General features: G+C 69.8%; 12 protein-coding genes and 1 pseudogene. 7 read left to right on the top strand and 6 right to left on the bottom strand.

All coding sequences use genetic code 11. The annotated features are described in order from the left end of the window. Window positions 1-20 precede the first annotated feature (20 nt). Window positions 21-920: a serine hydrolase gene (locus tag J2853_RS37130; protein ID WP_307565609.1), complete on the bottom strand. Its 900-nt coding sequence runs from the start codon at window positions 918-920 to the stop codon at window positions 21-23. Beyond that, window positions 905-1,813, bottom strand: a complete 909-nt coding sequence (locus J2853_RS37125; RefSeq protein WP_307565607.1) for a LysR family transcriptional regulator — start codon at window positions 1,811-1,813, stop codon at window positions 905-907. The genes J2853_RS37130 and J2853_RS37125 overlap by 16 nt, the downstream gene beginning before the upstream one ends. 111 nt (window positions 1,814-1,924) lie before the next feature. Here J2853_RS37125 and J2853_RS37120 point away from each other — a divergent pair, with 111 nt between their 5' ends. The 5 genes from J2853_RS37120 (at window position 1,925) to J2853_RS37100 (ending at window position 6,560) form a co-directional block, all read left to right on the top strand. Then, window positions 1,925-2,125, top strand: coding sequence for a hypothetical protein (locus J2853_RS37120; protein WP_307565605.1), 201 nt, complete (start codon window positions 1,925-1,927; stop codon window positions 2,123-2,125). Next, a complete protein-coding gene (locus J2853_RS37115) occupies window positions 2,125-4,299 on the top strand; it encodes a transglycosylase domain-containing protein (RefSeq protein ID WP_307565603.1) in 2,175 nt (724 codons plus the stop codon). The genes J2853_RS37120 and J2853_RS37115 overlap by 1 nt, the downstream gene beginning before the upstream one ends. 181 nt (window positions 4,300-4,480) lie before the next feature. After that, complete coding sequence (locus J2853_RS37110) at window positions 4,481-4,984, top strand: SRPBCC family protein (protein WP_307565602.1); 504 nt, start codon at window positions 4,481-4,483, stop codon at window positions 4,982-4,984. After that, complete coding sequence (locus J2853_RS37105; RefSeq protein ID WP_307565601.1) at window positions 4,981-5,322, top strand: YciI family protein; 342 nt, start codon at window positions 4,981-4,983, stop codon at window positions 5,320-5,322. The genes J2853_RS37110 and J2853_RS37105 overlap by 4 nt, the downstream gene beginning before the upstream one ends. A gap of 32 nt (window positions 5,323-5,354) precedes the next feature. Continuing rightward, entirely contained in the window at window positions 5,355-6,560 is a 1,206-nt protein-coding gene (locus tag J2853_RS37100; protein ID WP_307565599.1) for an RNA polymerase sigma factor, read from the top strand. Window positions 6,561-6,643: 83 nt separating this feature from the next. Here J2853_RS37100 and J2853_RS37095 read toward each other — a convergent pair whose 3' ends face one another. Then, window positions 6,644-7,117: a hypothetical protein gene (locus J2853_RS37095; RefSeq protein ID WP_307565598.1), complete on the bottom strand. Its 474-nt coding sequence runs from the start codon at window positions 7,115-7,117 to the stop codon at window positions 6,644-6,646. A gap of 251 nt (window positions 7,118-7,368) precedes the next feature. Here J2853_RS37095 and J2853_RS37090 point away from each other — a divergent pair, with 251 nt between their 5' ends. Both J2853_RS37090 and J2853_RS37085 read left to right on the top strand, forming a co-directional pair. Beyond that, window positions 7,369-7,878 carry a zinc-binding dehydrogenase gene (locus J2853_RS37090; protein ID WP_307565596.1) on the top strand — a complete coding sequence of 170 codons (510 nt, stop codon included), beginning with the start codon at window positions 7,369-7,371 and terminating at the stop codon, window positions 7,876-7,878. A 146-nt stretch (window positions 7,879-8,024) separates the two neighbouring features. Continuing rightward, on the top strand, window positions 8,025-9,461 hold the full coding sequence (locus J2853_RS37085) for a M28 family metallopeptidase (RefSeq protein WP_307565594.1): 1,437 nt from the start codon (window positions 8,025-8,027) through the stop codon (window positions 9,459-9,461). A gap of 138 nt (window positions 9,462-9,599) precedes the next feature. Here the strand turns inward: J2853_RS37085 and J2853_RS37080 are convergent, their stop codons facing one another. The 3 genes and pseudogenes from J2853_RS37080 to J2853_RS37070 all read right to left on the bottom strand — a co-directional run bounded on the left by J2853_RS37080 (window position 9,600) and on the right by J2853_RS37070 (window position 13,001). After that, window positions 9,600-10,220 (bottom strand): response regulator, encoded by a 621-nt coding sequence (locus tag J2853_RS37080; RefSeq protein ID WP_307568948.1) that lies wholly within the window; start codon window positions 10,218-10,220, stop codon window positions 9,600-9,602. Between the two features lie 117 nt (window positions 10,221-10,337). Next, window positions 10,338-10,775, bottom strand: a pseudogene (locus J2853_RS37075) (histidine kinase dimerization/phosphoacceptor domain-containing protein); the annotation flags it as partial. Between the two features lie 141 nt (window positions 10,776-10,916). Beyond that, window positions 10,917-13,001, bottom strand: coding sequence for a prolyl oligopeptidase family serine peptidase (locus tag J2853_RS37070; protein ID WP_307565592.1), 2,085 nt, complete (start codon window positions 12,999-13,001; stop codon window positions 10,917-10,919). Window positions 13,002-13,046 lie beyond the last annotated feature (45 nt).

Below are 13,046 nucleotides of genomic sequence, written 5' to 3'. Positions count from 1 at the left end.
TCCGAGACGGCACGGGGCGTTCACACGTGTCGTAGCCGATCGCGGAGCGTACGCGCGACCTGCGCCATGAGCGCCTCGGCCCCGGGCTGGCTGATGGCCGGCACCCGAGACTCGGTGAGGACGGCGACCCCGAAGACCTGGCCGTCGGCGTGCTCGACGACGCCGATCTCGTGGCGGAGGTTGAGAAGAGTCCCGGTCTTGGAGGACCACTTCGAGGCGTCGGAGCTGAAATCGGGCGCCAGCCGATGCCGCAGGAGGTTGGCGGCCATGAGGGTCCGCACCCGCTCGCTGACCCCCGGGTCGATCGAGGACGGGGTCCACAGTGCCTGCAGGAGGTTCATGAGCGCTCGCGCGGATCCCGCGTTCGCGCGGGTCACGTCGAGCTGCGGGAGGCGATGTCCCCTCCCGGCCGTCCCCGCTTCGATGGCGAGGAAGTAGGCCAGATGGGTGTTGTCCGGGTCGAGACGTTCCGCCGGGGTCTCGACCAGCTCTTGCATGGTGTGGCGCACCGCGATGCCGTGGAGCCCCAGCCCGCGCAGCGTCTCCGAGACCTCGGCGGGCGAGGTGAGGGCGAACAGCGCGTCCGACGCCGTGCCGTCGCTCACGGCGGTGCTGAGGTAGAGCAGGTCGTCGACGGCGATCCGGGCGGGGTGCCTGAACCTGCTCAGCCCGGTCGGTCCCGGAGTGGTGATCCGGCCTGGTCGCACCAGGATCTGCGTGGAGCCGTCGAGTTCACCCTTCCGGATGCGTTCCAGCGTCGCGACGGCGAGCGGGACCTTGACGAGTGAGGCGATCGGGAACTCCAGGTCCGGCTCGATACCGACCTCGTCGCCTGAATGCAGGTCCCGGACCAGGAACGATCCGCTCAACCCGGCGTCGTCGAGCGTCCGCCGGAGTTCACGGATCAGGCTCTCGACCATGACGGTGTCCCTTCCTCCTGGTCACGCGCGCCCAGGCAGCGAGCGATCGCCTGCCACAGCCGGGTCCGGATGCGCTCCGCGTCGTCCCCGACGGCGGCGGAGACGTCGAAGCCGCGGACGAGGTGGATCTCGCCGACGGGGCGCCAGTGCAGCCCCAACTCCTCGGCCTGCTTGGGCGAGCACAGGAGGAGGTCCGCCGAGCCGAGGACCTCCGCGGTGGCGGCGGTGAGCGTGGCCGAGACGGTGACCTGCGCGGGCTGGAGACCGACGGCGTCTCGAATCCGGAACATCCGGTCGCGGATGTGGGGGACGTCGTCCTCGGGCTGGATCCAGATCCGGCTCCTCCTCGACGACTGCGCGGCTCGGCCGACCCGGAGGAACTCGACGAAGACGGTTTCCGCGGGGAGGTCCGTGGCCCCGGCGAGCCCGAGCTCCACGGACCAGACCGCGTCGGTCGGCGGTACCGCCGCGAGGGCGGCGCGGACCTCGCGAGATCGGACGAGTTCCGTCCGTCCGGCCGGCGCGGCGGCATGAAGATCGAGGTAGATGCCGTTCCGGCGCGCCTCCGCGTCGAGCCGTGCCAGATCGTGCACCGTGCAGATGTCAGGAACGGCGAGGCGAAGGGGATTGAGCTTGGCTCGTTCCGCTTCGTGCTCCATGTCGTCGGCCAGGCGCACGAGACGCTTCGCCGAGGGCAGCATGTCACGGCCGAACTGGGTGAGCATCGCCCCGCGCGACGACCGATCGAACAACCGCTCCCCGAGGTGCCTCTCCAGGGCGGCGATCCGGCGGCTCGCGACCGACTGCGGCACCCGCGTGGCCGCCGCGCCCTCCGTGAAGCTCCCCCGCTCGCTCACGTTGAGGAACGCTCTCCACGCTCCGAGGACGTCCACGACGCAAGCGTATGCCATTTCAGCATGGAGGCGACTATTTCCGTCTTTGACGGCATCAAGCGACGGCGCGATACTTCCCGTCGCATCCAATCCACGCCCGGAAGGCATCGCATGCCCATCCAGCTCATCCGACGCCCCACGCTCTCGGCTCCGGCCTCACCCGCGCTCATCCCTCTTCCGGGGGTCGCGACGACCGGCCAGGCGTCCGCCGCTCCGTCCACGGCGACGACACCGGTGACAGCGATGCGGGCGGCACCGGACGAGGCCCGCACCTCCGCCCCCGGCCTCGGTCTCGGTCTCGGCAGGCTCTGATGGCACGCGGCAGCTGGTCGAAGATCGCGTACCTTGCCGGGGCCGCGGTGGCGGTGGGGGTGCTGACGGCCGGGCTCGCCCTGCCCGCCGTCGGAGGCGCGGGGGTGGCGATCGTCGGCGCGTCGGACGAATTCGACCTCAAACCCGCAGAGCTCACCGAGCCCCCGCTCGCCGAGAAGACGACCGTCCTCGACGCCAAGGGCCACCCGATCGCGCAGTTCTGGGACGTGTACCGCGAGATCGTCCCGCTCGACCAGGTGTCGGAGGTGATGAGAAAGGCGATCGTCTCGATCGAGGACTACCGGTTCTACGAGCACGGCGCGATCGACCTCGAAGGCACGATGCGGGCCCTGGCCAAGAACTTCTCCTCGGGAGGGGTGAGCCAGGGCGGTTCCAGCATCACCCAGCAGTACGTCAAGCAGGTGCTGCTCAACACGGCCGTCACCCAGAAGGAGAAGGAAAAGGCCCTGGAGCCCAGCTACGCGCGCAAGCTCAACGAGCTGCGATACGCGATGGGGGTCGAGCAGAAGTACACCAAGGACCAGATTCTCGAGAAGTACCTCAACATCGCCTACTTCGGGGCCGGGGCCAACGGCATCGAGGCCGCGGCCCGGCGGTTCTTCGGCGTGCACGCCTCCCAGCTCAACCTGTGGCAGGCGGCCACCCTGGCGGGAGCCGTACAGCTGCCCACCGCGACCGATCCGGACGGCGGCGCGAAGAACCGGCAACGGCTGCTGGAACGGCGAAACGTCGTCCTCGACCGGATGGTGGATCTCGGCGCGATCACCCCGCAGCAGGCCGCCGAGGCCAGGTCCAAGAAGCTCGGCTACAAGGGCACTCCCCTGCCCGGCAACTGCGCGGCCAGCCCCTACCCCTACTTCTGCGTGTACGTGCGCGAGGAGTTCCTGCGCGATCCCGTGTTCGGCAAGACCGAAGAGGAGCGCGCCCGGCTCCTCTACCGCGGCGGCCTGACGATCAAGACGACGCTGGACCCCCGCATGCAGGCGGCGGCGGAGAAGGCCATCGCCGCGCACGTCCACGCCTCCGACAACCCCGTCGCCTCCGAGGCCCTGGTCCAGCCGGGCACCGGGATGATCAAGGCCATGGCGGCCAGCCGCGAGTACGGCACCTCCGCGAGCAAGAATGAGATGTCGTACAACATCGTGGCCGACACCGACCACGGCGGCATCGGCGGCTTCCAGGCGGGCTCGACGTTCAAGACCTTCACGCTGATCACGGCCCTGAAACAGGGCATGAGGATCGACGACGGCTTCACCGTCGGCAACGGCTACCGTGCCTCGAACTACTCCGACTTCAAGAACTGCAAGGGCGAGAACATGGGCGCACCGGAGCACACCGTCACCAACGACGAGGGATCTCCCGGCTTCAAGTCCCTGCAGACCGGCACCTGGGAGTCGGTCAACACCTTCTTCATGGAACTGGAGCGCCGCGTCGGCCTGTGCGACACCGTCCAGACCGCCAGGTCGCTGGGCATCAAGCGCGCCGACAACCGGAAGCTGGAGGAGTACGAGACCTTCACCCTCGGCATCAACGAGATGGACCCGGTGACGGTCGCGAGCGCCTACGCCGCCATCGGCGCACGAGGGAAGTACTGCGCTCCCATGGCCATCACCCAGGTCGTCGGCCAGAACGGCACGGCGACCGGCTACCGGCCGAAGTGCCGCCAGGCGCTGGATCCCGAGGTCGCGGACGCCACGTCGCACATCCTGTCGGGGGTGTTCACCAACGGCACGATGAAGGCGGTGGGTGGCATCGGCCGCGACGCCGCCGGCAAGACCGGAACCAACGACGACCAGGCGAGCGCGTGGTTCGCGGGGTTCACCCCCGATCTGGCCGGCGCGGTGAGCATCGGCGACCCCCGGGGCGCCATCGCGCACAAGCTCAACGGCGTCACCATCGGCGACAAGTACTACGGCGCCGTGTTCGGGGCCACCATCCCCGGGCCGATCTGGAAGGACACCATGATCGCCGCACTGAAGGGGGTGCGGGCCACCTCCTTCACCCCGATCGACTCGGCGCGCTTCGGCGGCTGCGGGCAGAGCTGCCGGCCGCGGCAGCCGGTGCCCGACGACGCGGAAAGCGAAGACGACGCTCCGCAGCCGGCGCCGGACAGTGAGACGGCATCGGACAGTGAGACGGCATCGGACGAGTGAGACGGCTCAGCCCCCGGGCGTTCCCGGGCCCGGGGAGAGCCTCGGTCATCCGGGCGTTCACGGGTCTGAGGAGAGCCTCGGCTGTCGCCGATCGGCCGCGCAAAAAAATCTTGAGATGAGTCCGTAGTGGAGAGCCTCTCGCGTTCGTCATCCATCTGACGAACGCGAGAGGAGAACGCTCATGGACATGGTCACCGGTGCACAGGTAGCGGTTGCCCTGGTCGTCCCGATACCACGCGAGCGGATGTGGGAGCTGGTCACCGCGGTGGACCGGATCGGCGAATGGAGCCCGGAGACCATCGGTGGGAACTGGTGCGACGACACCCGAAGCCCGGCTCCGGGTGCCCGGTTCATCGGCCGGAACCGGTTTCCCAACGGACGTGAAAGTATGGTGACCTGCGTGGTCACCGAAGCGGAGCGGCCGAGTGTCTTCGCCTGGACCGTCCTTGACGGCGCCGGCCTGGTCGGCTCGGCGTGGCGCTACGAGCTGCGCGAGGGCGGGGAGCCGGGGAGCACCCTGGTCCACCACTCGTTCACCCACGGCCCCGGCGCCAGCGGCGCCCGCGCGGATGCCGAGGCCGACCCGAAGGCGCTTGACAGCCGTCTGGTCACCCTGTGCCGAAACATGACCACCACGATCACCGCGATGGCCGCCGCCGATTCCGTGATAGGAGCAACCCGATGAAGTATCTGATGCTGGTGTGCACCGACCCGAGCTACACGCCCGGCCAGGACGACGGGGCCCCGGATGTGGAGGACTGGGTCACGGAGATGGACGGCAAGGGGATCCGGCTGATGGGCAACCGTACCCGCCCGGCGAGCGACGCGACCACGGTCCGCGTCCGCAACCGTGAGGTGCTGCTGACCGACGGCCCGTACGCGGAGACCAAGGACCAGATCGCCGGCTTCGACATCCTTGATTGCGCCGATCTCGACGAGGCCATCGACGTCGCGTCCAAGCACCCGATGGCGTGGGCCGGGATGATCGAGCTGCGTCCCTTCTGGCCCGACGACGAGGACTAGCGGCCACGACGGACGACGCTGGGACGGCTCAGGTGAAGGACCGGATCGCCGGGATCTACGCCGACGGGTGGAGCCGGATCGTGGCCACCATGATCCGGTTCACCGGCGGCGACTGGGACCTGGCCGAGGAGTGCACGCAGGAGGCGTTCGCGCAGGCACTCCAGAAGTGGCCGGAATCAGGCGTACCGGACCAGCCACTCGCGTGGCTGACCACCACTGCACGCAACCGCGCGATAGACCGGATCCGTCGCGCGTCGACCGAGGCGGCGAAGCTGCGGAAGGTGGCCGCGATGGACCTGGAGCCGCCGCCCTACCCGAACGACAGCGAGATCCCCGACGAGCGCCTGGAGCTCATGTTCACCTGCTGCCATCCGTCGCTGAATCTCGACGCCCAGGTGGCGTTGACCCTGCGGAGCCTGGCCGGCATGAGCACCGCCGAGATCGCGCGTGCGTTCCTGGTGCCGGAACGCACCATGGCCCAGCGCGTCTTCCGGGCCAAACAGAAGGTCGCACACGCGGGCATTCCGTTCCGGGTGCCGCCCGCGCACCTGCTGCCGGATCGCCTCCCCGCCGTGCTCCACGTGCTCTACCTGCTGTTCAACGAGGGATACGGAGATCCGCGGAAGGCCCGGCTGTGCCGGGAGGCCATCCGTCTCGCGCGGGTGGTGACGGCGCTGATGCCCGACGAGCCCGAAGCGCAGGGCATGCTCGCGCTGATGCTGCTGCACGACGCCCGGCGGCCGGCGCGCACGGACGCGGCCGGCGACGTGGTCACCCTGGCCGAGCAGGACCGCTCGCTGTGGGATCAGGCGCAGATCACGGAGGGCGCCGCGATCTGCGAACGAGCACTGCGCCGGCGCCGCGCCGGGCCGTTCCAGCTTCAGGCGGCCATCGCGGCGTGCCATGCCACCGCGCCGGTCGCGGCCCGGACGGACTGGCCGCAGATCGTCGGGCTGTACACGCAGCTCGCGCGCATCGCGCCGAGCCCGATCGTGGATCTGAACCGGGCCGTGGCGATCGGCATGGCGAGCGGTCCCGAGGCGGCGCTGCCACTGGTCGACGCGATCGCCGAGACCGGACAGCTCAACGGCTACTACCTGTTGCACGCCACACGCGCCGATCTGCTGCGACGCACCGGCCGCGCGCAGGAGGCGGCCGACAGCTACCGCGCGGCGCTCGACCTCGCACCCACCGACGCCGAGCGCCGTTTCCTGCGCGACCGGCTGCGGCTCACCTGACGGCGTCGCCGGCGGAGGCCTCGGGTGGATCGCCTTCGCCGGGTCGTCCTCGGGTCATCGGGGTGGGGTGCCCTGATGGGGTTTCAGAAGGAGTGGCGGTAGTAGGTGCCCCAGTCGAAGTCGCGGGAGGTGCCCTCGCCGATGTGGGTGCGGAAGCCGTCGAAGCCGCCGCGGGCGCTGTAGCTGAACGTCCACCGGCTGTGGCCGCCGGTGGCGAACCGCTTGGTGTGCCAGCCGCGGTTGTCGTGGTAGGAGAAGTCGACGTAGGTGTTCTGCCGGTCGCGGTCGTGGTCCCATGCCTCGAGGTCGAAGTAGTAGCGGCCGTTCGCGTAGTACCAGGAGCCCTTGTAGGTGGAGCGCTCGCCGCGTGACTCGCCGCGGCCGTAGCCGGAGGAGCCGGAGAACCAGTGCTTGGCGTACTGGGCCTGCACCACCAAGGCGGTGCTCGCGGCGCTCGCGGTGGTGGCGGTGGCGGCCTGGGCCGGGGCGGCGGCGATACCGGCGGCCAGAGCGCCGGCCAGGGCGGTACCGACCAGGACGCTGCGGAGCTTACGCATGAGGGGACTTCCTTTGGAGTGAGGGCGTTCGGGGGAGAACCTGCGCCCGGTGAGCTTTTTTGTTGGCCGCTCGTTTCGGACATCACTCACATTAGGAAGACGAAAGCCTTCGTTCTGCGTACGAGTACACACATAAAGCCGAGCGTGCACTACGACACACAAACAACCCTTCCCCGCCGGGTCAGCGGGGATCCGAGGTGGAGGCATGCGCGTCCAGACCGGCGAGCAGCCGATCGTAGATCCTTCCCAGCGTGTCGATCTCGCCGCTGGTCGTGGTGGGAGCCTCGGGAGGGATCGGCTCGTTCCTGGTCCAGCTCGCCAGGCAGGCGGGGGCGAGGGTGGTCGCCACCGGGCGTGCCGACGACGCGGAGTTCCTCAAGGACCTCGGCGCGGACGAGACCGTCGACTACACGAGCACGGACATCACCGAAGAGACGCTGCGGCGGGTCCTGGGCGGCGTGGACGTGGTGATCGATCTGGCCAATGCCGGCCCCGGCCTCGAAGGGTCGGCCGCCGCGGCCAGGCCCGGTGGGCGGCTGATCTCCCCGATGGGAGGGCCGCCGGCTTTCGACCGGGAGGTCACGGCCACCTACGCCGGAACCGTCGCGCCACAGGGGCGGCTCGACGAACTCGCCGCCCAGGCCGCGGACGGGCGGCTGCGGGTGGAGATCGGCGGGAACTACGCCTTCGCCGACTCCCGTCAGGCGCTCATCGACTTCTCCGCACACCATGTCCGCGGCAAGGTAACCATCACGTTCTGAACGACCCCTCCCGCTCGAGAACACGGCCCGCCGCCGCCGGCCGACCACCACCTCTACGGCCTCGAACGAGAACGGCCGGCCGGAGAAGCTCACGCGCGACATATTTGGTCATGGACAAAGTTTCCAAGTCCGGATAAACCCACTATGTGGATGACAAAGATTCTCAACCCCCCAGTCATGCCAGCCGTCGTGTCTTTCTCTCCATCTCCGCGGCCGCGGCGGCGGCGACCGCGGGAGTGACCCTCTCCGGGCCTCCGGCGGCAGCGGACTCGGCTCGCCCCACCGGTCCCGGCCGGCCCGCCACCAAGCAGCATCCCGACGCGGACCTGCGCGCTCTGCTACGAACCATCGACGAGCGACGCATCGAGGCCACCGTCCGCAAGCTCGTGAGCTTCGGCACCAGGCACACCCTCTCCACCCAGGACGATCCGAACCGCGGCATCGGCGCCGCCCGCGACTGGATCTTCGCCGAGATGAAGCGGTACGCCGCGGCGTCCGGCGGGAACATGACCGTCGAGCTGCAGTCCTACACCCAGCAGCCCGCCTCAGGGATCCCCACCGCCACCCTCATCACCAACGTCGTCGCCACCCTGCGCGGCTCCGCCACCCCTGACCGGATATACGTGGTGTCGGGCCACTACGACTCACGGGTCACCGACGTCATGAACGCCACCGCGGACGCGCCGGGCGCCAATGACGACGCCTCCGGCGTGGCCGTCGCCATGGAACTCGCCCGGGTCATGGCCGGCCGCCGGCCCAAGGCCACCATCGTCTTCGCCGCCGTCGCGGGAGAGGAGCAGAACCTGTACGGCGCGCGATACATGGCCGGGCAGTACAAGGCCGCGGCCGCCGACGTGCAGGCGATGTTCACCAACGACATCGTCGGCAGCAGCACCGCCGACGACGGCACCCGCGATCCCCGCACCGTACGGCTCTTCGCCGAGGGCGTGCCCACCGCCGAGACACCCGCCCAGGCGAACACCCGCCGCTCGGTCGGCGGCGAGAACGACTCGCCCGCCCGCCAGCTCGCCCGCTTCGTCACGAACGTCGCCGACAACGACTCCACCGGCATGAACGTCCGGATCATCTACCGCCGTGACCGTTACCGCCGCGGCGGTGACCACATCGGTTTCCTCGAACAGGGCTATCCCGCCGCTCGCTTCACCGAGCCCAACGAGAACTTCGACCACCAGCACCAGGACGTACGCGTCGAGAACGGCAAACAATTCGGCGACCTCCCCGAATTCTGCGACTTCGCCTACATCGCCCGCGTCGCCCGCGTCAACGCCGCGACCCTCTGGTCACTCGCCCAGGCCCCCGGCACTCCCAAGGACGTCAAGGTCCGCACCAACCAGCTCACCAACGACACCGACCTCGTGTGGACTCGCGGCACCGAACCCGACCTCGCCGGCTACGAAGTCGTCTGGCGTGAGACCACCAGCCCTGACTGGACCCACGTCATCCCGGTCGGCGACGTCACCGAAGTGCGCATCGACCTGTCCAAGGACAATGTCTTCTTCGGCGTGCGGGCCGTCGACAGAGCCGGGCATCGCAGCCCCGCGAGCTTCCCCTTGCCCTCCTGACCCGGTGGGGGCAGGGCGCTTCACAGTGAGCGTCCTGCCCCTCAGCCGGAAAAGCCCCTTCTTCCAGGCCGGCGAGGAGGGCGCCCTCTTCACGTCGCACCGTGGGACGCGAGGAACCCGGGCGGCGTCCCGCCGGCGCTATGCGATCCCCGCGATTCGGTTCTCCCAGGCCCAGACGGCGATCTCAACCCGGTTGCGCACCCCCAGCTTGGCTTTGATGCCGGAAACATGGCCCTTGACCGTGCTCAGCGAGATGAACAACTCATCGGCGATCTCCTGGTTGGTACGGCCTCTGACGACGGCCCGGACGACCTCGGTCTCGCGTTCGGACAACGGCTGCGCGGGCCGGCGGGTGGCCGGTGCTCCGGCGGCCGTGAGGCGGCGCAGCAGCCGCAGGGTGACCGACGGCGAGATCAAGGCGTCCCCAAGGATCGCGGCCCGGACGGCCTCGACGAGCAGGACGGGGCCGGCGTCTTTCAGGACGAAGCCGACCGCCCCGCCTCGCAGCGCTCCGTAGACGTACTCGTCGAGGTCGAAGGTGGTGACCACGATCACCCGGAGCGGGTTGACGACGCCGGGACCGGCCAGGGCGCGGGTGACCTCGATGCCGTCGAGCCGGGGCATCTGGATGTCCACCAGGCACACGTCCGGGCGCAGCCTCCTGGCCAGCGCGATCGCCTCGACGCCGTCCGCGGCCTCGCCGACCACGCTGATGTCGGGCTGGTCCTCAAGGATGATCCGCAGGCTGGTGCGGATCATCGCCTGGTCGGCGGGCAACCGCAGGCGCACCGCGGGGCCGTGGCCGTCAAAGCGTTCGACCAGCTCGCTGAGCCGTTCGGGTCCGGGCGCGGCGGGGCCCGCGTCATCGGCGTCACGCAGCAGGCCGACGACGCGGCGGGTCGCGGCCAGCGCGTCGGAGCCGGTGGTCTCGATGCCCATGAGGGAGCCTTCCACCTTCTCGGGGTGTTTGCGGGCCACGAGTTGGGCGGCCTGAGCCTGGAGCACGATGCTGGTGATGTGGTGCGCGACGACGTCGTGCAGTTCCCTGGCCAGTATCAGGCGCTCGTCGCGGCGTATCCTGTCGGCGACGGCCCGGCGGCGGGCGGCGAGCAGTCGCGGCCACAGCCCGATCGCGAGGGCCGCGAGCCATCCCAGGCCGTTCAGCACGGCCACGGCCGGGTTGGAGGAGGCGGCGAGAGCGGAGAGCAGACCGCCGGCGGCCACCGCGAACCCTCCGGCCGCGACGGCGACGGCTTGCAGGGCCGGGAGCGCTCTGATCGCGGAGCCGACGAGCACGGACAGGCCCAGGGCCATGGCGGGGCTGGGCTCGCCGGGCAGATGCGCGAACCGGGCGACCAGGATGGCCGCCGCCGCGACGGGCCGGACCCGCAGGATGCGACAGAGCGACCCGGCGAATTTCTCGTACGTGCCGCGCGCAGCCCGGCCGGGCCGTTCTCAATGTGATTCCGTGACGGTCTCGCGAAAAGGCAGGGTTGTCTTTGTCGGCGACAGCCCGGTGTATTTTCCGGCGAAGGCCAGGAGATCCGCGGTCAGGGCGCGGCTTTTGCTCGCGGGGGAGGCGGCGTGGGCGGTGTCGGGCTCTCGGCGCATGAGGATCGGCCGGTCACCGCCGGTGGCGTGTTGAAGGGCCGCGCACATTTTGTTGACGTGGGCCTCTCCGGTCTGCAGATCGGTCACCGCGCCGGTGAGAAGGAACGCGGGATAGGAGGCTCCGTGCGTGAGGTTGTGGTACGGGGAGTAGGCGAGCAGCCATTGGAGTTGTTCGGGCCGGGAGGCGGTACCGAATTCGTCCGTCCACGTGCATCCCAGGCCGAAGCGTTCGTAGCGCACCATGTCACACAGCGGGCCTTCGGCGATGACCGCGGCGTACAGGTCCGGTCGCTGGGTGGCGGCGGCGGTGACCAGTAGCCCGCCGGCGGACTGACCGAAGATCGCCAGTTGGTCGCGGGTGGTCAGGCCGGTGTCGATGAGCCAGGTCGCGGCGTCGTTGAAGTCGCTGATCGCGCGTTGTTTGTGTGGTCCACGACCGGCGTCGTGCCAGTGCCGGCCGTCTTCGCCGCCTCCGCGTACGCAGGCGACCGCGTAGGTGCCGCCGGCGCCGACCCATGCGGCCGCCATGGGGAAGAACCACGGGCGCATCGGCATGCCGAAGCTGCCGTAGCCGTAGAGGAGGGTGGGGCGGGGGCCCTGATGTTCCTCAGCCGGGGTGAACAGGAACAGCGTGATCTCGGTGCCGTCGCCGGCGCGGCAACGAACGCTGCGGCTGCGGATCTCCGGAGTGTGCCCGGCTGTCGTGGCGCCGGTTTCCCGTGCCGTCTCCCCGCTGACGGCGTCGTAGCGGTAGATGGTCGGAGGCGTGGTCGCGTCGCAGTAGCTGAACCACGCGTGCCGTCCGTGCGGGATGTTCGTGCGCAGGGACGACACGACGCCCGTGCCGGGGAGGGGCAGCTCGGCGAGCGGCCGGCCATCGGCCAGGTCGTGCGAGGTCAGGGTGGAGGTGCCGTGGCGGTCGCGTGCCACCAGCAGGAGGGGCCGCGGAAGCGACGGATCGTCCAGGACCACACACTCGTCCAGAGGCGCCCGGGGATCCTCGGCCACCAGCGTGCGCCACGCGGCCGGGTCGGTGTCGCACCGCCGCGCCGTGCAGACGCGGCCGCACGGAGCCTGGTAGTCGGTGACCAGCAGCAGATCGTTGTCCGGGAGGAAGCGGGGGAGGACACGGGCGCCCGTGGTGCGCCCGTCCACGATCTTGACGAAGTGCGGGGCCTCCGGATCGATGAGCTCGGCCACGTACACGTCGTTGTGCGAGGCGGGCCCGACCATCGCGGTGATCGCCAGCTGACGGCCGTCGGCGCTGACCGTGAGGCCGTAGTAGTGGTCCGGGGCGTCGTCGCCGCCGAACACCACCGCGTCGGCCTGCCAGGGCGAACCGATCCGATGCCACCTCACCCGCCGATGCAGACGCTTGTCACCGGGGGCCGGTTCCTCATCGGGAACACGGCTGACGTAGTAGAACGCCTCACCTCCCGGCAGCCAGGCGAGCGAGGTGTTGCGGGCGCGCGGCAACGGCCCGTCCACCGCCTCGCCGGTACGCACGTCCAGCACCGTGATGTCGCTGCCGGGCTGCTCGGCGACCTCCAGCTGGACGGCCACACGCTCGCCCTCGCGCGACGGCCACCAGGCGTACAGCCCGGTACGGCCGGACGGATCGATCTCCACCGGATCGACCAGCACCCGCCTGTTCCCTTCGACGTCGACGACGATCAGGCGCCGCTGCTCATCCTCACGGAGCTGCTCGGCGAGGAACATGACCGAACCACGCACCGTCGGAGGCTCCGACACGCCGAAGGACGACACCTGATCGACCAGGGACGCCCACGCCTGCCTCTCACGCCATCCGGCGCGATGCGTGCGGAAGAGACGATCCTGGGCCCCGGCCCAGTCATGCACGCGCGCGTCATCGCTGTCTTCCAACCACCGGTAGGGGTCGGAAACCGGGAATCCGAACAGATCTTCCACCACATCGCCGCGCCAGGCGAAAGGGTAAAATAATTGCGCCACAAA

Source organism: Streptosporangium lutulentum (genome assembly GCF_030811455.1).
GTDB classification, from domain to species: Bacteria; Actinomycetota; Actinomycetes; order Streptosporangiales; family Streptosporangiaceae; genus Streptosporangium; species Streptosporangium lutulentum.
The sequence above is the reverse complement of the archived record's forward strand: the minus strand, read 5'-3'. Positions and strand labels throughout refer to the sequence as shown.

Bases quoted from the DNA above. Each gene is read 5' to 3' on its own strand.
- J2853_RS37095 (WP_307565598.1), bottom strand. From the start codon at position 7,117: ATGCGTAAGCTCCGCAGCGTCCTGGTCGGTACCGCCCTGGCCGGCGCT.
- J2853_RS37105 (WP_307565601.1), top strand. From the start codon at position 4,981: ATGAAGTATCTGATGCTGGTGTGCACCGACCCGAGCTACACGCCCGGC.
- J2853_RS37130 (WP_307565609.1), bottom strand. From the start codon at position 920: ATGGTCGAGAGCCTGATCCGTGAACTCCGGCGGACGCTCGACGACGCC.
- J2853_RS37110 (WP_307565602.1), top strand. From the start codon at position 4,481: ATGGACATGGTCACCGGTGCACAGGTAGCGGTTGCCCTGGTCGTCCCG.
- J2853_RS37080 (WP_307568948.1), bottom strand. From the start codon at position 10,220: ATGATCCGCACCAGCCTGCGGATCATCCTTGAGGACCAGCCCGACATC.
- J2853_RS37120 (WP_307565605.1), top strand. From the start codon at position 1,925: ATGCCCATCCAGCTCATCCGACGCCCCACGCTCTCGGCTCCGGCCTCA.
- J2853_RS37115 (WP_307565603.1), top strand. From the start codon at position 2,125: ATGGCACGCGGCAGCTGGTCGAAGATCGCGTACCTTGCCGGGGCCGCG.